Below are 22,443 nucleotides of genomic sequence, written 5' to 3'. Positions count from 1 at the left end.
CTGCCACTAGGTGACGGTCTCTGGCGACTTCAGGAAGGCAGCACGCTCCGCACGCTGCATGCCAACAATGCGACAGCGGCCACACCCGCCGAGGCACAGCGCAGCGCCGCCGCGGTCGCCTTGCGCGATCTCAGCGCCTACCGCGAGCTCCTATTGAGCGTGCGTGATCGCGACATGCGCGCTGCCAAGCATGACGGCATCGATGTCCAAGGTGTCAGTGAAATTGCTCAACGCTTGCACCGCGTGACGCTGGAAGTGAGTCGACTATCGCCATTGAATCAAGCGCTGCGCCCGGATCTGCCTGGTAGTCGGTATTTCAGTGTGCGCGCGCTGGCCAGCCATTACCAACTCGAGCAAAGCGCACAGTTCAATGCCCGCTTAGCCGATCTGGCGCGTCACCTCGAGATCTATCAAGAACTGCACGATCAGCGGCCGCAGTGGCATGCCGATCAGCCCAGCAAACCGGCGCTGCGCTACGACATCGAGGTCGACCAGGCCTGCGCCCGCATCGCCGCCTTGCGCTGGCCGCAACTGAGCGATGAACGCGCTTTGCGCGCAGCAGCGGCCAGCTATGTCTGCCCGCGCCCAAACTGCCTGCCGGTGCTGGCCCATTCCGATCAAGATCCGGCGCATGGCGTGATCTGGCGCGCGGCAACAGGCGAGAGCTTACATTGTACCGAACCCAGCCAATTCATCAAGACGCAGCAGCAGCATTGGCTGATGCTGCGCCAAGCCAGTCCAGACAGCCAGAATCAACCCAGCGCTTGGCTGGAACTGTATCGTCCCGCGCGCGACATGCCGCCGCCAGGCAGTCGTTCGCAGGCGCGTTTCGCGCTCGCGCTGACGCCAGCGCAAGCACAACGATTTTCTGGAATGCAATTTCAGCCACTGCCGGTCGAGGGTGAGGCTGGTTTACTGTGGATCAGCCAGGCCGGTACCGGTGGCTATTTTTATCTTTCTTTCCAACAGCAACTGATCGCCATCCCGAGCCGCTACGCACAAGGCCAGTTCGCCTATCTGGGTGCGAGCACGCATCCCGGCGACACGGCGTACCAGCATTTGCTGCGCCATAGCGAGAGCGGTGATGTACTCAGCGTCGGCGAAGGGGACGTCGGGACTCTGATGTCGGGCGACTATCACATCGAATTACGCGGTCATCGCCGCACGCTACGCTGCAGCAAGCGCAGTGCCGAAGTGACACTCTGGAGTGTCGACGCCCGCGAGTCTTTGCATATCACCCCCGGCACTGAACTGTTTCGCATACCGAATGATTTGGAAGGAAAATTCATCTTCCACAATGCACCCAAATTGCCATCCGACTTGGTCGATCCGGCCCCTCTGCGCTTACACCTGGAACGCTTGCCCGACTACCAGTTTTATCTCGGTACGCGGGGTAACTTACAAATTCGCAAGAATGACCGGATGACCCTGGCGATTCCGATTTTCCCGCCATCTGGAATCGAGATCAATGGACGGCGTTACCCAAGCATCGGCAGTCTGTTGCAACGGACGAAACGTGCCGATAGACAAGACCATCTGCTGCTACAAGAACGCTGGCGACAAGCGCAGTTGATCGATGGCCTGCGCCACGCCGAGGCAGCGGTAGTCTATGATCACATCAGCGGTGCCTTGCTGGCCGCCACCAGGCCAGATCAACCGCGCCTGCTCGGCCATCTGGCTGATCTGCAAGTCAAGGGGGACGCGCGTCTAGTGTTCACGATGGGCCGTGGCACCGGCTTCGATACACCCTTTCTGGCCAACGTAACAATCTACGAAACCATCGCCGCACCTGGCGCGACCCAGCGTCTCAGTCGTCACTTGATTGAGATGGCCGGCGGCGGCATCGCCGGCGAGCGCGATTTCCTGTTTGATCTCAGCCATTTTTCGCTTGGTCAACACCTCCATTTGAACGTGCATGGCGAACAATTCGTGACGACGCCGGAATTTGAATGGCAAGATAGCGCGGCAGCCCGCTATCATTGGCTGGAACGGCAGCAGCGAGCGCGTTGCAGCTTTGTTTTGCCACAAAACAGCACCCTACGTTTGACCCGCAGACGCGGCGCGGATCAACATGGCATGGAATTGGTGAAGGCGGAAGTCGTGTCCTATGCTGGCGCGCAAAACCCGACACAAACTAACACACAAACGGCAACACAAACGGCAACACAAACAGAGCGAACGCGCGGGAAACGCGCCGACAAACCTGAAGCGGCTTGCATCAACCCGGCCAGCACCAGTCGTTTTACGCGTCTGCGCCAACAACTGAGCTTCGGCAACGACCCCTTGTCGGCATACCGCTTACCGGCAAGCTGGAGCGAGGGCGACAATCTGCAGCGCAATGTGCTGCGCCTGCAGCATGAATTCGAACAAGCCTTCGATGTAAATATTGACAAATACCACGGCGATCCCGTCCTCAGCAGTTGGCATCGCCAACGTGAGAAATTACTCAGCGATGCCAACCGTTACTTTGCTGCATCGCCGCGCCTGCACCGTCCTCCTTACCCGCACACGCCCGGCACCATGGTCAGTTTGGAAGATCTGTTTTCTGGCATGTTACACAGCGCGCCCGGTATCGTGGTCGGGGTCGAGGCCTACCACCCAGCCAGCGCCTTGGAATTTTTATACCATAATTTACCACGCTTGCAACAACACGGCGTGCGCCGTGTCTACATACAAAGTTTGCCCGCCGAACAGTTTCACAACGATTTACTGGCCTACCGCAAAAACCTGGCGGCCGGCATGCCACCACGTATGCTCTCCGCCTTACAACGTAAAGATGAGGATTTACTGCGTCAAACTGCTCATCCTGAACAGGCGTTTCGCCCCTATACGATGACAGTCGCACGCGCCACCGAACTCGGTATGCGCATCCACTGTATGGATACGCTGGTGTCGAGCGTACCAGACCGCTATCGCCCTAGCGCCTTCACCTCCGGCCGCGGACAATCCAATATGCTGCGCCATGTGTTTGCCACCTCAGACGCCAGTTTTGAGGAAACCGTGGCAGATCTGAAGGTCAGCAATTTTCTATTTCAAACCGCGATCCACAACACCCTCAAAGGCCATGAGAAATTCGTCGCCCTCACCGGCGAAGCCCACGTCAACACCATGACTTCCGAACGTTCTGACAGTAGCGGAGAGCGAGTAGAAGTCCCTGGCTTATCGGAACTGACCGGGGCGATCGCCTTACAGATTCAGCCACGCAATGTGTTTCACGACCGCGTGGTATTAGTCCATCGCAACGACAAAGTGACGCCGGCTTCGTTTTCCTCCTTACGCAGCCATGAGAGTGCGCATTATCTCAGCTACGATTTTATTCCTAGCTCGCCACGCACGATTGCTGAAACCGCGCTGCGCCGCTCCAACGTTGCGCCAGCGTATGCCGTGCTACAACCTGATGCAACCCAGGGCTATGACTTGATCTGGAACGAACTCAGCAATGATCGCTCGGCACCACCGGTGATACGCCGGGCACCCTTGAAGATCGATCAGTTTCAACGCTGGCATATCGATTACCACCCGTGGCGCAGTAAACTGGGCGCGGCACAATATGATAGCGGTTATGTCGATCGCCTGACATTGGAAAAAGCCGTTGCTGAAAAGCTGCGCATGAAACCGGTAGGCATCAATTTTTCCGATGTCAGTGGCGGCAGTCTCAGTCTCGCACTCGCCCGCTCGCTCAATGGAGTCGGCTATCTGCGCGGTTCAGAATTAAGCAATATCAATCTCAAAGGCATGGATTTGCAACATGCCGATCTGCGTGCGGTACGCTGGCGCGATGTCGTAATCGACATGCGCACGCGTTTTCAAGATGCCCGTTTCGATGCTTACAGTGAGATCGATTTCGTCTGGCCCATCGTCAATGAAATTGCCGCGCTTCGCCATATCAATGAACAGCAACGCTTGCTCGACATACATTTCCATCATCTCGCCAACCCTGCTACCGGTTCACTGCTGCGCGCCATCGATCACATTGCCGAGCCTAAAATCAAAGTGCCGGCCATGCGTTCCTTGTTAGAACACTTGATGCGAAAAAATTTGCCTTTGGGTCCGTATCTCGATTCCTTTTCCGATGTCTTGCTCAAAGAAGACGATTGTTATATGCAAGATCCGATGGTACTGCGTTTCATCGAAAGTCAATTACTGCCACAAGCCATACTGCAAGCAGAATCGACCTTACTGGAAAGTAACAACCGACTCAAACTGCAGGCATTGGCATTACATGTAAGAACAGAAATGAACAAGGAAAATTTCGTCTTTCAACACAGTGGTTTGATCAATCAATTAATCGTGCGCGGACAGGCTGCCAGCCATATCGGTCTGCAAGATTTGTCACGACAAATTGCGCGCCGCGCTTGGTTGCAACTGCCCCCAGAGACCAGAGAAGAAATCAGCTTGATCATGGATCCCGGCGACAACCCTGACTTAGCGATAGAACAAACCGTGCGTGTTTTGAGCACCCCTTCCGGGCGTTTGCTAGTCAGCTTACCGGCTGCGCATGCGGACGGCCTGCTATCGGAAACAGTCCATGATGATCCCGAGCTATGGAAAAATTTTGCCTATTTCGGACGTAGTGAGAATCATGAAGCTTTTCAAAATTTGAGTCCGGCGGAAAAATCTTTGCTCGGTACCGATGAAGCGGTGTTTCATCAATTCCCGCTATTAGGCCGTATTTATAGTCAGACACGGCAACAAGGACGGCGTTTGAGCTTCATCGATTTACTGCAGTTGCCGGAACAATTCAAAACTGACTTGATCGCGGCGATGCAGACTCCCAAATATACCAAAAAATATCTGACTCAGCCGGACATGGCGCTGCTCAGCGATCGCTTTGAAACCATGATTCTGCCGCACGCCGATCCGGCAAAACGGGCACGGCGCCTGCTGACCCCGGCCTTCACACAGCAAGTGCTGGAGAATTTCCTGATGCAAAACAGCCCAGCGACGGAACAAGGGGCCTTGCTGTTCGGCTTGGCCGCGATGCTGACCCACGCTTCTTCGAGCAGTATCTTCGGTGTCGAATTCGAGTCGCCGTTACCGCTGCGCGGATTGGCTACGGCATTTCTCAACACTGCGGCCAAATTGAATCCGGCCGTACTGCCTGACCCGGCCAGCAGCAGCATCGCCACGCACTGGGAAGAAAAATTACTCGGTATCGATGGTTATCACAGTTACTCGTGCACCGCGCAAATCAGCGCCGCAATGCGCGAACAATTGCTGCACTTACCGAAGAACGAGCGCGATATTTTCTGGCGTGTGTATCCCTTGCCTTGGGATCATTGACATCGCGTAAACGCCGACGCGCACACCGAAGTAGCTGAGTATTTTCTGCAAGTTACAGCGAAATGATACTGCCATATTGTCGCCTTGTATTTATACCAAAGCGCCGACTTGCTCTGCGCTTTCCTTACACTTGCCAGAGGATTACATGCTTAAGCCGTTCCCGCGCCGCAGCGTCTTGCCCACAGCGCCAACACCACAACAGCTATTGACGACACTCGCGGCGGGCACTGCCGCCGGCGGAAAATATTTGCAGCAGTTATTGATTCGTGTCAGCAACAGCGCCTTTCCTGTCAGCGCCCATGCAACAGCCACAGGCACGGCCGCCACTTCGCTGACGGCGCGCCTGTTACAACGCGTCGAGCGCCTTTTCACCGGCAGCCAGCACGACACCAGCGCCACCGTCGACGCTGCGGCAGAACGTCAGCATGGCGTCAGCGCCGCGCTCGCCAGCGGCTCGGACTGGAGCACCTTGCTACCCCGTTTGGCCGTCGAAGTCGGGGTTTGCCCGGGCTTACTCGTGTTGTCGCAACATAGCGAGGAGGCGCTGCTGCTGCGGCCCGGCGTCACACCCGTCCAGCTCGCGGCCGGCCAATGGCGCGACATCACCCTGCCCTGCGTGCGTGAGCACCAGGCCGGCTATCGCTATCTGCAGCAAGGAAAATGGTGCGACAGCCCAGACTTTTATCACGCCTTGCTGGCCGCCCAAGGTCTGACACCTGGCCGCACCGAGCAAGCGCAGTTACGCCAACGCGTCTCTGTCCATGTGGCGCAGCACTGGCAGCATCTCGGCAAAGATTTTCATGGTCCGCTGCCGGCTGACGCCCAGGCACAGGCACGGCTGCGGCGTCGTTTGGAACAGGAACGCGAACAGCTGTGGCAAGATAATCACGTCTTGCAGCGTGATTATCATCGGGCCCGCATGCGACTCCAACACGTCTTGACGCAGATCGCACGTCGGCCGGCTACACGCACTGCCGTGCACATAGACAAGCGCCGCCAGCAAGCCATGGAACGCCAAGCCACACTGCAAGATCAGCTCGATGCCCAGCTCGACCGGACAGCGCTGAAGCAGCACCTGCATACTTTGCAACAAGCGCTGCAGCGCCATCACGCTATCCTCACTGCCGCATTCGGCAGCGCGGGCATCGAGGCCTGGCACAGTTTGCGCCTCGCCCTGGCCGAATACGTGCGCAGTACCCGCCCCGGTCTGAGCTACCGCGACTTGCATGCCGACCAAATTACCGAGCAGCAAGCCTTACTGGCGCGCTGCGACAGCCAGTTAGCCACGCTTGCTGATGCGCTCGTCGCAACCACTGCGCCACCGGCGCTGCGTGACGTACTGCAAAGCAGTTTGCCGCCATTGCGTGCGCTCACCAGCGCCTTGGCGGCTGATTTACAGCGGCGACAAGCCACGCTGCCCGCCTTCGAAGCGGCAGTCGCACAAGAGTTACGCCAAGTACAAGCGCAGATCCACAATCTGACGCCACTGTATCGTCGCATCGCCCACGAAGTCAGCGCCACCGTGGCCACATTGCCGGCGCTGACGAGCTTTCAGTATACGGCCTTGCTGCAACCAGCCTTACAACAGGCGCAACAGCTCGATGACCTGTGTGATGGCGCATTAAGCCTATGGCATGCCGCCGCTTGGCCGGCACAGGGAGACTTGTTGTTAACCCAGACTTTTGCGACACTGGAACAACCAGGGCGTATCACAGTCGCCGCCGTCGAACCCGACTTCAGTCGCGCTACCCGGATCGGCCTGAGCCTGATTCTGCTGAGCCAAGCGCTGAGTCCGCTGGCGACCTACGCCAGCGCCAGACTGGCCGCAAGCGATTTGCGCATGAGTACAGAGCGACAAGAAGACGCGATCAAGGCAGCCTGGAATGCCAACCTCAATCCAATCGACAGCAGCGCCATCATCAACACCCTGAGCCGCCATGCGTATCAACAATGGCTGACGCAGCAGCAGCGCCATCCTGAGGAAAGCAGCCGCAGTATTTTTTTGGCCGCAGCAGAAAGTTTAATCGCCGCCCAACCTCATTTACTGCAACAAGTACAGCAACGCTGGCAAGCCCAGCATGTGCAGGTCAGTCCGCGCTCTTATGCCCAATTCCGCGCCGAGTTCCGGCAAAATGCTCGTTACGTACCAGTACCACAAAGCGCCTTGCCTCAAGAGGAAAGCCAAACTGCCCCCACGCTAGCGCTGTTCGATTGGCTGGCCGCGCACATGATCCTACCCTCGGCCGAGATAGCGCTGGATAGCGCCAGCAATCTGCTGGCGCTTCCGCTGCTCGCCATGACGCTCAAAAAAAGCGGCACCAGCTCGTCCGACCACGCCGCTGCCATGTTGACGATATTCGGCATGCTGAACATAGCCAGCCGTTCGCAAGCCAGTGTTTGCAGTCCAACCCCAGAGCAAGAGGAACAACAGCAGCAGCAGCTACGCGAACAAGCGCAACTACGCGCACAGGCGCTGGCACAGCTTGAGCAAGTCGTAGCGCCCGGCGCCAGTGTCGCGGCGCTGACAGAGAGCCACTTCTGGCAGGCACTGCCATTTCTACAGGTGCCGGCCGCTGAACTCATAGAGATCAACCGCGCGCGCGCCGGGCAAATCGATTTTCTCTATCAACATCAGAATGGCGATCTCGAGCACAAGCGTTTGACTGAACAGGAATTACTCAGCGGCGTCGCTCAGGCTAATTCACTGCAGCGTAATCAGGGAACCAGCAGTTCATTGCACGCAACGGCGCAACGATTGCAAGGCAAATTACGGATTGCCCAAGTGGTATTTGATATCCAACAAATTGAAGACAGTGCCGCCACTGCTTTGAATGGGACCGCAGCCGTCTTGGCCATGATGAATTCCGCCGCCGATCTGACGACCTACTTTGCCGAACTCCAAACCCTCAGCCAGCAGCCCGGCATCACCTCTGCTGCCATCTCACGCTGGGAAGCCGTGGCACGCCACAGCGCTCGGCTGGCGCAACTGCTGGCCGCACCACAATTGATCGCTACGTTCATCGATTTGGAAAGCCGCAGCGAGAGTTTGCTACGCAACGGGGAACCGGCCGATCAACAACACCGCGCGCGCGACACCCTCATCAGCGATGGCGTCGGCACCCTGACCATGCTCGCTTCCATGGCCGCACAACGACTGACACCACTGAGTTTCGCTTACCAATATGGCTTGGAATTGCGTGACTGGCTATACCGACAATGGGACATGCGTGCCAAAGCCAATGCCGTCTGCAAAGAACTGACTGGCTTGTTTCAAGACTACGAACAACAATTGAGCATACAAGAAACACCGCAAAACGCCTCGATACAGATCGCCAGCACCTGTGCCCAAGCCCCGGTCAATCTACTCATCGTCGACCAGACTGGCCTAGGCTACCGCAGCGGCGCGCTCTCCATCATGGAAGGCGTGATCGCAGAAAGCGTCGCTCGGCGTGAAGTCGAGCAAGCCGATGTCTTGGCCACCTTGCTCTACGTTTTTTCTCCGCTGGAATGGATCAAGAGCCGACCCATCACTGCCGCTCAGGAATTTTTACTCGAACAACAATGGACCCAACGCCTGCGCGGCCGCGAACCGGTTTATGAGCGGCAAGCCTTCCGCATCGACCTGCCCAGACTGCACCCAGACCCCCCCTATCTGCAGCAAAACCGCGCCAAATCCCTGGGCACGATCTTGCGTCGCCCCGACTACCTGCGCCAGCTCAACTGGACCAGCAGCGCCGCGCGAGTGGTCGGACTCGATCTGGTACCGGAGCAAACCTTGGTGACCATCGAAGGCGAGAGTTTCGCTTACCATCTCAATGCGCAAAATGATCCCGAACGCAAACAGTTCAATCAAGGCTATGGCCGCTATTTCGCCGTCAGCAATGCACAATTTCCCAACAAAGTGATCCAGTCGCTGGTGCGGGTCGGGCGAGCAACCAGAAAAACCGTGATCACGCACACGCCTATTTTGTTATGGCTCAAACCCAGCGGCATCGCCGCCCATGCCGGCCTGTGCACGTTGCACTATGACAGCCGAACGGCCTTGTCGACCGCCTTACTGCTGAGCAAAACCATCGGATCCTGCGAACTCAGCAGTCAGGGTGGCGACTTTGAAGTACAAATGACGCACGACATGGCCGCCACCGGCCCGACCCCGGAACGCCTGTTGTTTGAAATCGAGCGCGACAATCCGACCCGCATGACCGTCCTGCGCGAAAATATTTCGCTGCCACAAAAAGACCTGTTGAGCATCTGGCAGCAGCGCGTACGCGAGTTTGAACAACATTTTACGGAGGCAGCCGGCAGCGCCATCCACCTCAGTGACATCGAGGTCAACGGTGTGCCGCTCGATCGTTTCATGCAAAGACAACTGTATGCCTTGTTTGCCGATCATGGTGCCGGACCATGGGCATTGCGGATTAGTCCAGTCATCCGCACACGACAACAAGCCGCGCTGCTGCTGGTACTGGCTTACCCAAGTGTGGTGGTGAGTGAAGCCGACGTATTAAAATTATTGAACGCTTGTTATCAAGACTTTAGCCATGCCTGGAAAACCAGTGAAAGCTATCCATTCACCCTCGTCGCTGCCGCCGATGCGGAACAAGAAGATTTACAAGCCATCCCGGAGACGCGCGCATCCTCGGCCAATTTTACGGTACGCTTCAAGCATGCCGGTGTCGTCGCCGCGATCACGGTACGCAACGGCCGCTGGGGCGAAATCCATCGCCTGCCGCTGACGCCAACCGCACCCGCACCGCTGCTGCCAGCGAGTTGTCAATTACTGGGACGATTAAATGCACCCCTGCCGCCAGGCTGGTTGGTGCAGGATATTGCCAGCGGCAGTTGGCGCCATGTGTCGGACAACAGCAACATGACTGAGGTGACGGCTAACAGCACGACGGAGATCAGCCAAGCCCTTGTACAGCGTTACTTTGAGGTGGAGGCGCTGGCCAGTGATATCTGGACGCTGGCGGCAACGCTGCCAGATTTACGGCAACAATTTGCCCTGCCGTATCAACAGGTACGTGTGCAATTGGCGCTAGACGGCGCGGTCGCCTCCGCGTATGCCGCCCGCCCGCCCGAATCCGATGCGCAGGCCGAACAACGCGAACTTTGGGATAGTGCGCTCGGCAGTTTTCCACTCGCCATCGTCGATCAAGTTCTCGGCATCGGCCTCAACGAGACTAGCGATGCAGGTGGTGGGCCTGGCCATTTATCGCATGCCGACATCGACCAAATCGGCACCCGCGTCACCCAATTGAAGCAACAACTGCGCGCCTTCGTGTTTGCACAGACACGCCAGCGCGGCGCCCTGACCCTGCTGCCAACTGCGCGAGACGAAGAAAGCATCGTCGACCTGCATTTCACCGGCTTTCGCGGCGAACCTGGCATCCCGAAAATCCAAGCTGCGCTGGCCGGACAGCCCGAGCCACTGGCGGCCTTATTGAAAATACTCTGGCTGGAAGCACGACAAAATACGCTGCGCAACCGCGTTTCGCTATACCACCCGGGCCGGGCCAGCATACTGACTCTGCCGGCCGGCCGCAGCGCCGATCAGATCACCGTGCTGGGCCATGATGGCGAGCAATTATTGCTGGCCGAAGGCGCTCAAAGCTTGTGGCGCTGGGAACAGCACGAAGGCGCGCAAGCAGGCTTACACGCTGTGCTGATGCCAGCCTTTTTTAGCCGACAACACTTGAAGGGCGGCGGATTCCATTGGCAGCCCGAAGTCGGGGCGGTCTGGAGTAATGGTGTGGCACAACTGACACCTGTGGGCCAAGAGATCTGGCGGCTCGATCGTACCGGGCAAGCCGCCAGCCACTATCTGCAAGCGCCACAAGGACGCGCACCGAGCGAGGCGGTGTTACACCGCCTGTTAGCTGAACTCGCGCGTGCTGATCTGCAAGCCTATCGTACGCTGCTGCTGACGGTGCGCGACCGCGAAGTCAGTGCGACGCCAAAACCCGGCGTGGCAGCACAAGCTGTGAGCGAAATTGACCCACACTTACAAGACCTCGAACTGCACTTGTCGGCCCGTTCAACGCTGGCCAGCGCGTCGCTGTTCGGTAGCGCCAGCGCCGCGCACACAGAATTGCCGACCTTCACCCACCATTACCAACTCGAACAGAGCCAGCAATTGAGTGTACGTATCGCCGATGTGGAGCGCTGGATTGCGATCTATTCCAGCCTGGCCGAACAGCCAAGGGCACGCGAGAATGACACGACTTACCGCATGGAGAGCGAGCAAGGCGTGGCGAAAATCGCACAACTACAACTCGGCAGCGGCAGCGACTTGCTCACTACCGCTCTCGCCACCGTACTCGACCCCATGCGCTGCCTACCGGTATTGGGTTTGCACAGCGTCGATGCCAGCGAGGGTATGGTCTGGCGCCATACTCGACGGCCACCCGCTATCTGGACTCCGAGCGATTACGAATTTTTGGCCGAGCAAGCCGGGCAGTGGCTGTTTCTGCGCCCGGACGCATCGGCACCGCAGCGTCTATGGCTGGAAATCTTTGTCGTCGCCGAGCACTCGCCCAACGTGACTGCATTGAAACAACAACAGACGCACGGACTGCTGCCTGTGCTGTCTTTGACTATGAGCCGGGAACACGCGCAACGATGCGCGCGCCAACCGATACGCGTCTTGTCGGACCAGGCGCACGGTCGCAACGGTTTACTGCAAATCGGCACGGGTGAAGCGAGTTTTTTTTATCTGTCACACGCTCAGCAATGGATCGCCATCCCGCCTGACTATGTGTACGGTGGCTTCGACTATCTCGGACCACGCAGCGCCGCCGCTGAACCCAGCCCTGCGCAGTATCTGCTCAGGCATCGCAACAGTGGCAGCGTGATCCAAGTCGGCCAACAGGAAGTCCGTCTGATGATGCCGGGTAGCTATCGTCTGCAAGCCAGTGCCAAACCGAGATGGCAAATTATCACCAGCGAGGCCAGTCAGCCAGCCGCCGCGACTATCCATCTCTACAGCAGCGCTGCCGATAGCCGCATCATCGTCCCCCATCGCGGCGAAATATTTGTGATCGCCAGCGAACTCGAAGGCGAGTTTGCCTTTGAAGCGCACGCCACACTGCCTTTAAGGTGGCAAATCGACGATTTGCCGAATTATCGTTTCAGCGCCGGCGACGGCAATGGCCTGTCCCTGCGCCGCGGTAACAAGCTTAGCCTGACTGCACGACACTTTCCCAGCGCCGGTCTGGTACTCAATGGCCAGCACTTTGAACAAGCAGCAGCTCTGCGCGCACGCATGCTCAGTTTTCCTACCAATGGCGCGCATCCCGCCCATCTGGCGAACTGGACCCAGCGGGTCGCCACGATAGACGGCCTATCGCACCACGACCAAGCCGTCGCTTGGGACAATGTCACCGGGACACTGCTGGGTTTGGCAAGCCCACAAGAACCGACCTATCTTGGTCGGCTGGCCGCCATCGAGAGCACGATACCGGACCGTATCGTCTTTAGCATGCTCAGTGCCGGCGCCGGCTTCGATACGCCAGCGGCCACGCTGCCGCTGTGTGAAACCATCGCCGCGTCGGGTGGCACCCAGCGTCTGGCGGCACAGATGATCGCCCGCCCAGGCGGCGGCAGCGCCGGCGAGCGCGACTTCCTGTTTGATTTAAACCATTTCGGTCCTGGTCAACACTTTTACCTCGTCGTACATGGCGAGCAGTTTATTCCCGGCAATGAATATGCGTTCAGCAATCCGACTCAGTCTTACTACCACTGGCACGAACAGCAGCAGCGCGCACGCTGTATCTTTGCCGTGGCACCCGGTACACAATTGAGTCTCAGTTATAAAATGGAGCCAAATCAACAAGGCAAAGCTATCGTGGTCGCACGCGTCGTCCTACCATCCCTCGCAGCGCAGAATCAAACAATGCGCCACCGTGCCAAACGCGCCGATGCCGCCGACAACACTTGTCCAAATGTTCCCAGTACCAGTCGCCACCTACAACTGCGTGACAACTTGGCGAGCCAGGAGAATCCCTTGCACGCCTATATGATGCCAAATATCTGGATTCAAACAAAGAGCCTGCAGGAAAATATCAACCAACTCCAGCAAGATTTCGACAACATTATTTTTAACAGTAGAAAACCGCTCTCGTCACAGGCGCAGTTGTGGTATCGGATCAGAAAAAAAATCAGACGTGATGCCGGGCGCTTTTTTTCCAATGACTACTTGCCGCTGCCATTCCTGAAATCATCCGATCCAGCGGTTTCTGCGGGTACGGCAGAAACCGTTTTGCCGGCGCGTTTACGCGATGCCAAAGGCGTGGTGCTGGGCGTCACACCAGAAAACCCCTATGACGGCTTACGTTTCGTCTACGACAATATGCAATTTTTGCACGAACAAGGCATTCGTCACCTACTGCTGCAAACTTTCTCGGTCGAAGAATATCAAGCCTTGCTCAAAGAATTGAATCAAACCGGTGTCGCCACTTTGCCGGCGGCCTTGAAATCGGCATTAAAATTGAAAGACCGCCACCTCGTGCGCATCACTGCGGGTGCCCACCCAGATTTTCAGCCCTATGCCCACACCCTGCTACGGGCCCGCGAATTCGGCATCGCCGTGCATGGGCTCGATTGTTTGGCATCGAGCCTGCCGAATGTGCGTCAGCCCGGCATTTTCACCTCGGGCAACGGTCAGACACAGACGCACAATCCCTGGTCGTGGGAAACCGAAGCAGCGGCCGAGGCGACATTGACAGACCTGTGCATCAGCAATTACGTGTTTCAAAAAAGCATACACGACATCGTTCCCAAGAATGAGAAATTTCTTGCCTTAGTCGGCGAGGGACACGTCAACACACTCACCGTACCGGCAAGCGACCATCAATGGGAACTCGAGAGCAGCGTGCCGTCAGCGGCGCGCGCCGTGCCCGGCCTGGCCGAACTCACTGCAGCGTTGGCGTTACAAATTCAAGCCAGCAACGGCTTTCGCGATCTCGCCGTGTTCAGCGATCGCAGCGCGCCGTTCGAGCCGAAATCGGCGCAGCCTTTGCAAACCACTGCAGGTACCAGGTATTTAAGTATGGACTTCCGGCCAGCCTCAATCCGCAGTATCCCGGAAACGGCACTGCGTCGCTCGCGTGTGCGGACCGACTATGCCATCTTGCCAGCACTCGGCGACGCAGGCTATCAATTGATCTGGCGCGACGAGTTTGATACCGGCAATGAATTTTCACGCGCGACGATTTCCATCGATGCCAATCAGCGCTGGCATATCGACCGACCGCCATGGCGCGAAACACTCGGCGCGGCCGCGTATGACGCCGGTTTCCCCAGTCGCGCGGCACTTGAAGAAGCGATACAGCGACAACAACGCATGCAGCCGGTATTGATCGATTTTTCTGATCCGGCTAACACAATGCCGTCTCAAGTATTGGCCAGCCAACTGAAAGGCGTCGATTATTTACGCGGCAGTGATCTGACCAATATCAATTTGGAAGGCATGGATCTCAGCGATTGCGACCTCCGTGATATAAACTGGAAAGTCGTGCGCATCGACCAAAAAACCCGCCTGGGCAGCGCTATATTCAACAGCGCGAGTCGCATGCAAATGCATTGGGAAGTGTTGGATGAAGTAGAACGTCTGTACGGTAATCTGAACCAACATTATCTGTTCGACTCTTACTTCAACCATCTGGCCAACCGACACAGCGGTTCTTTACTGCTGGCCATCGACAATATTGAAGATCCGCGCCTACGGGTAGAAATCATGAGTTCGTTGATCGGCCGCCTGGCACGTGCCGATCTGCAACTCGATTTGGAACCCTATGTCGATTCTTTCATCGACATCTTACTCAACCGCGACCCGCTGTATCAGCGCGATACGGCCATCGCACAACTGTTGAAAGAAAAAATTTTACCGGTGTTGATGAGGCAAGCCGAACAGCAAGTACTCGCGCCCACCGCGCCGCTGAAACTGCACATGCTGGCCGAACTGGTACGTAGCCGGATGAGCGAGCCGTATTTTGCCCAACAACATAGTGGCTTGATCAATCAGTTGATCATACACGGCCAAACCAGCGCCGACGCCGCCATCCATGCCGGCGAAATCGCCCAAGCACAATGGGAATTACTGCCGACCACCACGCGTGACATGATTACCTTAATACTCGATGAGCGCAGCGATGAGCGCATCCCGCTGAGCAGCCATGTGCGCGTGATGAGCTCGGCCGACGGCAGCTTGTTGCTAGCCTTGCCGGCAAATAGTCTGGCGCAGATCTTTCAATCGGCCAGTAACATGCATGCCGATTCGTGGAGAAATTTTGCCTATTTCGCGCGTCAAACCGATCCGGCCAAGCCGGAACAGCCGACCGCTTACGTCAATCTCAATGCCCGTGAAAAAGCCTTGATCGGCACCGATGAAATGATACTCCATCGCTTCCCCCTGATCGGTCGCATCTATTCCAACTCCATAGAACAAGGCCGCCGCCTCGCCTTCATCGGCAGTCTGGGCTTACCTCATCAGATGCATGAGGATCTCATCGCTGCCACCAAGATCAGTAAATTCAGCGATCACCATTTTTCATCCGAGCAGATGAGTACGGTCAGTGATCGGTTTGAGACACTGATGTTTTCCCGGCCCACTCCCAGCGGGCGCGATGAACGTTTGCTGCAGCCCGATTTCGCCACTCAAGTCGTGCGCTTGTATGAACTGCAAAACGCCACTCCGCAAGAGCGCGGCGCCCTGTTTTTCGGGCTCGCGGCACTGCTCACCCATACTTCATCGAGCAGCATCTTCGGCACCGAACTCGATTCGCCGCTGCCGTTCCGCGGTCTGGCGGCGGCCTTCCTCAATAGCGCTGCAGAATTGAATCCGGCCATTCTACCAACCGAGAATGACGCCACCATCCCCGGCCAATGGAGCGACAAATTACTCGGTGCCGAATGTTACGGCGCTTCATGCAGCGGCCAAATCAGCTATGCCATGCGGGCGCAGGTATTAAAACTGCCGAAACGGGAACAGGAACTATTTTGGCAAGGCTTTCCCTTGCCGTGGGATCATTGAAACCAAGGCAGCACGGAGCGTGGCGACGACGCGCCACGCTGCAGCAACTCAGACGCCGCGTGCGCGGTCGGCGCGGAATTCAGCGATGAATTCCGGGAAGCGTTCCTGCTCAAGCGAGGTACGGATATTTTTCATCAAGTCCAGATAGTAATGCAGATTATGAATCGTATTCAAGCGCGCACCGAGTATCTCGCCGGTGCGATGTAAATGATGCAAATAAGCGCGCGAAAAATTCTTGCAGGTATAGCAGCTGCAAGTGGCGTCGAGCGGTTCTTTTTCTTCTTTATAACGGGCATTCTTGATCTTGACGTCGCCATAGCGGGTAAAAATCCAGCCATTGCGCGCATTCCGGGTCGGCATCACGCAGTCGAACATATCGATGCCGTTCATTACCCCGGCCACCAAATCTTCCGGGGTACCGACACCCATCAAATAATGCGGTTTATGCTCGGGTAATTTCGGCCCGACATGCGCGAGCACACGCATCATGTCTTCTTTCGGTTCGCCGACCGACAAGCCACCGATGGCGATGCCGTCGAAACCGAGCTCATTGAGACCGGCCAGCGATTCATCGCGCAAATGTTCAAACATACCGCCCTGCACAATACCGAACAAGGCATTCGGATTTTCACCGACATGGAATTCATCGATCGAGCGCTTGGCCCAACGCAGCGACATGCGCATCGATTTACCGGCTTCTTCGGTGGTCGCCGGGCGACCGTCGATTTCATACGGCGTGCACTCATCGAATTGCATGGCAATATCGGAATTGAGCGAGCGCTGAATTTGCATGGAAATTTCCGGCGACAAAAACAAACGCTCACCGTTGATAGGGGAAGAAAATTTCACTCCCTCTTCGGTAATTTTGCGCATGGCACCGAGCGAAAACACTTGAAAGCCGCCGGAGTCGGTCAGGATCGGTTTATCCCAGCCCATGAAATCATGCAGGCCGCCGAACTTATTGAGCACGCTCAGTCCCGGGCGTAACCACAGATGGAAGGTATTACCCAAAATGATGTGGGCATCGATTTCCTTGAGTTCCAACGGCGACATCGCCTTCACCGAGCCATAGGTACCAACCGGCATGAAGATCGGCGTCTCGATGACACCGTGATTCACCTTCACGCGACCGCGCCGCGCCGCCGTAGTGGCATCTTTTTTAATTAAAGTAAATTCAAGCATCATGATTCCTCTGTACGATTGTCGGACTGCGCGACAAGAGATGGGGCGGCGGAGTGATTATCGAGCAGCATGGCATCGCCATAACTGAAGAAGCGATAGCCCTGCGTGATCGCATGCGCATACGCTGCGCGCACTGCTGCGTAACCGGCAAAAGCCGAGACCAACATCATCAAGGTCGATTTCGGCAAATGGAAATTGGTAATCAAACGATCGACTGTTTTAAACACATAACCAGGCGTGATAAAGAGCCGCGTATCATCGCTACCGGCTTGCAAAGTGCCCGACTGCGACGCCGATTCCAAGGCGCGCATGCTGGTGGTACCAACCGCCACCACGCGGCCACCGGCGGCCTTGGTCGCCTGCACGGCTGCCACCGTTTCGCTGCTGATACTGTACCACTCGCTGTGCATCTGATGCTGAGCCAAATCATCAACGCGCACCGGCTGGAAAGTCCCGGCACCGACATGCAGCGTCACATAGGCCAGTTGTATGCCCTTGTCTTGGCAAGCTTTGAGCAAGGCTTCATCAAAATGCAGGCCGGCCGTCGGTGCCGCCACCGCACCAGGCACGCGGTTATACACGGTTTGATAGCGCTGCTCATCGAAATCATCGGCATCGTGCGCGATATAAGGCGGTAACGGTAAGCGGCCATAAGTTTCGAGTAAGGTGAAAATATCGTCAGGAAAAAACAAAGTAAAAAACTCACCGACGCGCTCACCGACGGTCACATCAAAGCTATCGGCCAGACGAATTTTACTGCCCGGCAGCGGCGCTTTGGACGCGCGCATCTGTACCAGCACACTGTGCTCACCGACATGATTCGACAGCACGCGTTCGATCAACAATTGCACTTTGCCGCCGCTTTCTTTGACACCAAAGAAGCGCGCTTTCAACACCCGCGTATCATTAAAAACTAATAAATCGCCAGGAGCCAACAAATCGAGCACCGCACCGAAATGGCGGTCGACCGGGGCCGCGCCGCAAGCGTCCAGCAAGCGCGAATCGGTACGCTGCGCTAAGGGGAATTGCGCGATCAATTCGGGCGGCAAATCAAAATCAAAATCAGTGAGAGAATAGTTCATGCATGCATACTAAATGAAAGGGTGAGACGGGGCGGAGACGGTGTACCGACTCTTCTATGGCAAAATTCAGACAAAAATTGCTGCACACTGTATAAAAACTCAGTAGAATGAGCAGGGCATTGATTTCTTGCTTAATTTTTGACAACAGCCGAACCCACCATTTTACACCCATGCCAGCACAAGACCCAAGTTCAGGCGACGACGGCGCGGAAAAAGTCGAGGTGGCGCTGACAAAACCCGCTCCCCCCAAGGCCAAAGCCAAACCGGCACCGTCTGGCGGAGCCAGCAAGGCGAGCGAAAAATTAGCTAAACTCGGCTTGCGCACCGACATGGACTTCATCCTCCATTTACCCCTGCGCTACGAGGATGAAACCGCGATCACCAGTATTCATGAAGCTGCCTTTCGCGGCGGCAGCATGGTGCAAATCGAAGGCCTGATCAGCCATGCCGACATCCAATACCGACCGCGCCGGCAACTGGTCGTTACCGTGGCCGATGACAGTGGCGAACTGGCCTTACGCTTTCTGAATTTCTACGGCAGCCAAGTCAGCCAACTCGCACCCGGCGTGCGCGTGCGTGCACGCGGCGAACTCAAACATGGGTTTTTCGGTGCTGAAATGGTGCATCCGAATTACAAAATCGTGAACGAAGGTGCGCCCTTACCGACCGCCCTCACCCCAGTTTATCCGGCCGCCATCGGCGTGCCACAAGCCTTGCTACGCAGCGCGATTGGCCGCGTACTGACGCGCGGGCATTGGCGCGATACGCTCAGCCCGGCCCGCTTGGCCGCACTCGACTTACCCGATTTTGAAAGCAGCATCCGCACCATCCATGCGCCGCCGCCCGAAGCCGATCAATACAGCCTGATGGAGCGCGAGCATCCGGCGTGGCAAAGGATGAAATTCGATGAATTATTAGCGCAACAACTCTCGCTTAAGCGCGCACAAATCACCCGTCGCAGCAAAGGCTCGCATGCCTTGCCGCTGACCGGCGCACTGAGCGCGGCATTCTTGGCGCAACTGCCATTTTCTCTGACCGCGGCACAGCAAAGAGTGCTGGCCGAAATCCGCCACGATCTACGACAAGATTTTCCCATGCAGCGTCTGCTACAAGGCGATGTTGGCAGTGGCAAGACCGTGGTCGCGGCATTGGCGGCGGCACAAGCCATCGACAATGGCTTTCAAGCAGTATTGATGGCGCCGACAGAAATTCTGGCCGAACAACATTTTCGTAAAATTGCTGCTTGGTTAGCACCGCTCGGTGTCACCACAGCCTGGCTCAGCGGCAGCCTGAAGAAAAAAGACAAAGCCCACGCCAATGCCCTGATCAGCTCGGGTGAGGCCAGCCTGGTCATCGGCACGCACGCCTTGATACAAGACAATGTCGAATTCAAACGGCTGGGCTTGGTGATCGTCGATGAACAGCATCGTTTCGGCGTCAGCCAACGCTTAACTCTGGCCAACAAGGCACCGGCCGGAAAAATTCCGCATCAACTGATGATGTCCGCCACCCCTATCCCACGCACCTTAGCGATGACTTACTTTGCCGACCTCGAAGTCTCAGTCATCGATGAATTACCACCGGGCCGCACTCCTATCGTCACGCGTGTGGTCGATCAAAATCGCCGCGATGAAGTGCTGGCGCGCGTCTACGCGGCGGCACAAGATGGCAAACAAGTCTACTGGGTCTGCCCGCTGATCGAGGAATCAGAAACCTTGCAACTGCAAACCGCTACCGACACCCATGCCATGCTCAGCGCCGCCTTGCCCGGGGTCGCTGTCGGCTTGGTGCACGGCCGCCTCAAATCGGCTGAAAAACAAGCGGTAATGGATGCCTTCATTGGCAATCACAGCCAAGTATTGGTTGCCACCACCGTCATCGAAGTCGGGGTCGACGTGCCCAATGCCAGCCTGATGGTGATCGAACACGCCGAACGTTTCGGTTTATCACAATTGCATCAGTTGCGCGGGCGCGTAGGGCGCGGTGCCGCCGCCAGCGTTTGCTTGCTGCTCTACCAAGCGCCGCTCGGTGGCACCGCCAAACAAAGGCTGGGCATCATGCGCGAGAGTAATGATGGTTTCGAAATCGCCAGAAAAGACTTGGAATTACGCGGCCCCGGCGAATTTCTCGGGGCACGGCAATCGGGCGAAGCCATGCTGCGCTTCGCCAATCTGGAGACCGATCAATGGCTGGTTGAGCAAGCGCGCACGCTGGCCGATGATTTGCTGCAAAATGATGCCGTCACCGTCGCCGCCCATCTGGATCGCTGGCTAGGCAACAAAGAAGAATTTTTACGCGTCTGATCCTCCTCTCCTGAAAAAGCTGCCCATGACCACCATCGTCAATGCCAATTTAAATAATCCGCAGCACGCCCAAGACTTGCTCACGCTCTTAGATGACTATGCCAAGGACCCTATGGGCGGCGGCACAGCGCTGCCGGCACACAGTCGCGCCGGTTTGATCGCCGCCTTACAAGCGCGTTCAGGGGTACACGCCGTGCTGGCCTACTGCGACGACCGCGCGGCCGGACTGGCGATCTGTTTCGAAGGCTTTTCCACTTTTGCCTGCCAAGCCTTGCTCAACATCCACGACTTCGCAGTCCATCCCGAGTTTCGCGGCCGTGGCATAGGTCGGCGTATGATGGAACATATCACTGAGTTGGCGCAACAACAGCAATATTGCAAACTCACGCTGGAAGTATTGAGCGGCAATGCCCCGGCGCTGGCTTTGTACCACGCCAGCGGCTTTGCCAACTATGAACTGGGGCCAACTCAGGGCGGGGCCGTCATGTTGCAGAAAAAATTGACTACACGCGCTGAACGCGCGCTGATTTCCGAGTAAGCTACACGGATCTCCCACCATGACAGGAAAACGCAGCATGAGCATCGATTTCAGCAACAGAGTCGCCATCGTTACCGGTGCCGGCGGCGGCCTCGGCCGCGAACATGCACTGGCCTTGGCCGCCCGCGGTGCCAAAGTCGTCGTCAATGACCTCGGCAGCGGCGGCAGTTCAGCCGCAGCCTTGGCCGTGGTCGAGGAAATTCGCGCCGCCGGCGGCGTTGCCATGGCCAATGACGCATCGGTGACCGATTTCGCAGCCGTGCAAGCGATGGTGGCCGACGCCGTGGCAGCCTGGGGTCGGGTCGATATCCTGATCAATAATGCTGGCATACTGCGCGATAAAAGTTTTGCCAAAATGGAACTTGACGACTTCAAACTGGTCATGGATGTGCACCTGATGGGCGCCGTTCACTGTTGCAAAGCGGTGTGGCCCTTGATGAATGAACAAAAATATGGCCGCATCGTGATGACCACCTCGTCATCTGGTTTGTATGGCAACTTCGGCCAATCCAACTACGGTGCCGCCAAGATGGCCTTGGTCGGTTTGATGCAGACGCTGGCCCTGGAAGGCGCAAAAAACAATATCCACGTCAACAGCCTCGCCCCCACCGCCGCCACACGCATGACCGAAGCCTTGTTCCCGCCGGAATTCTTGCAAGCCTTGCAAGCCTCGGACGTGGTACCGGCCATGCTGGTCTTGGCTTCGGAAGCCGCGCCGACGCGTGCCATCCTGTGCGCCGGTGCCGGCAGCTTCGAAGCCGCCCACATCACCATGACACCAGGCCTGTGGCTAGGTCGCGGCGGCGCTACCGATGAAGTACTGGCCGCTCGCCTGAGCGAAGTACGGGCACGAGCCGACGAAACCGTCCCCGAAAGTGGTACGGCGCAAGGGCATCTGGAACTGAGCAAAGCCATGCAGCATACGCAGGGCTGATCCGCATCGCGCAAAGCCGCAGCGTTGCGGCTTTGCGCTTTTATAGCTGTCTGCAGCCAGAAATTTGTGAGCATCTGCCACAAATATTT

The 22,443-nt window shown here is 57.0% G+C and carries 7 protein-coding genes; 5 read left to right on the top strand and 2 right to left on the bottom strand.

From position 1 onward, the window contains the following. The first annotated feature begins 174 nt into the window (after positions 1-174). Together RHM61_RS09465 and RHM61_RS09460 are read left to right on the top strand one after the other, a co-directional pair. Entirely contained in the window at positions 175-5,283 is a 5,109-nt protein-coding gene (locus tag RHM61_RS09465; RefSeq protein WP_322251082.1) for a hypothetical protein, read from the top strand. 145 nt (positions 5,284-5,428) lie between these two features. Next, positions 5,429-16,315: a hypothetical protein gene (locus RHM61_RS09460; RefSeq protein ID WP_322250864.1), complete on the top strand. Its 10,887-nt coding sequence runs from the start codon at positions 5,429-5,431 to the stop codon at positions 16,313-16,315. A gap of 48 nt (positions 16,316-16,363) precedes the next feature. Here RHM61_RS09460 and tgt read toward each other — a convergent pair whose 3' ends face one another. Both tgt and queA read right to left on the bottom strand, forming a co-directional pair. After that, positions 16,364-17,497, bottom strand: a complete 1,134-nt coding sequence (gene tgt / locus RHM61_RS09455) for a tRNA guanosine(34) transglycosylase Tgt (protein WP_322250863.1) — start codon at positions 17,495-17,497, stop codon at positions 16,364-16,366. After that, positions 17,497-18,579: a tRNA preQ1(34) S-adenosylmethionine ribosyltransferase-isomerase QueA gene (queA, locus tag RHM61_RS09450; RefSeq protein WP_322250862.1), complete on the bottom strand. Its 1,083-nt coding sequence runs from the start codon at positions 18,577-18,579 to the stop codon at positions 17,497-17,499. Before queA ends, tgt begins: the two co-directional genes overlap by 1 nt. Before the next feature lie 170 nt (positions 18,580-18,749). On the opposite strand from queA, the gene recG reads away from it, so the two are divergent. From recG to RHM61_RS09435, 3 genes are read left to right on the top strand one after another with little or no spacing between them, the layout of a single operon-like run. After that, positions 18,750-20,882, top strand: coding sequence for an ATP-dependent DNA helicase RecG (gene recG / locus RHM61_RS09445; RefSeq protein WP_322250861.1), 2,133 nt, complete (start codon positions 18,750-18,752; stop codon positions 20,880-20,882). 25 nt (positions 20,883-20,907) lie between these two features. Beyond that, positions 20,908-21,420, top strand: coding sequence for a GNAT family N-acetyltransferase (locus RHM61_RS09440; RefSeq protein WP_322250860.1), 513 nt, complete (start codon positions 20,908-20,910; stop codon positions 21,418-21,420). Between the two features lie 37 nt (positions 21,421-21,457). Then, positions 21,458-22,354, top strand: coding sequence for an SDR family NAD(P)-dependent oxidoreductase (locus tag RHM61_RS09435; protein WP_322251081.1), 897 nt, complete (start codon positions 21,458-21,460; stop codon positions 22,352-22,354). The last annotated feature ends 89 nt before the right edge of the window (positions 22,355-22,443 follow it).

The organism is Undibacterium sp. CCC3.4, assembly GCF_034347425.1.
GTDB lineage: Bacteria > Pseudomonadota > Gammaproteobacteria > Burkholderiales > Burkholderiaceae_D > Undibacterium.
This window is presented reverse-complemented; position numbering and strand designations above follow the sequence as displayed.

What these genes read in the sequence shown, in the direction of transcription:
- RHM61_RS09465 (WP_322251082.1), top strand. Translation starts at nt 175, where the DNA reads ATGCGCGCTGCCAAGCATGACGGCATCGATGTCCAAGGTGTCAGTGAA.
- RHM61_RS09460 (WP_322250864.1), top strand. Translation starts at nt 5,429, where the DNA reads ATGCTTAAGCCGTTCCCGCGCCGCAGCGTCTTGCCCACAGCGCCAACA.
- tgt (WP_322250863.1), bottom strand. Translation starts at nt 17,497, where the DNA reads ATGCTTGAATTTACTTTAATTAAAAAAGATGCCACTACGGCGGCGCGG.
- queA (WP_322250862.1), bottom strand. Translation starts at nt 18,579, where the DNA reads ATGAACTATTCTCTCACTGATTTTGATTTTGATTTGCCGCCCGAATTG.
- recG (WP_322250861.1), top strand. Translation starts at nt 18,750, where the DNA reads ATGCCAGCACAAGACCCAAGTTCAGGCGACGACGGCGCGGAAAAAGTC.
- RHM61_RS09440 (WP_322250860.1), top strand. Translation starts at nt 20,908, where the DNA reads ATGACCACCATCGTCAATGCCAATTTAAATAATCCGCAGCACGCCCAA.
- RHM61_RS09435 (WP_322251081.1), top strand. Translation starts at nt 21,458, where the DNA reads ATGAGCATCGATTTCAGCAACAGAGTCGCCATCGTTACCGGTGCCGGC.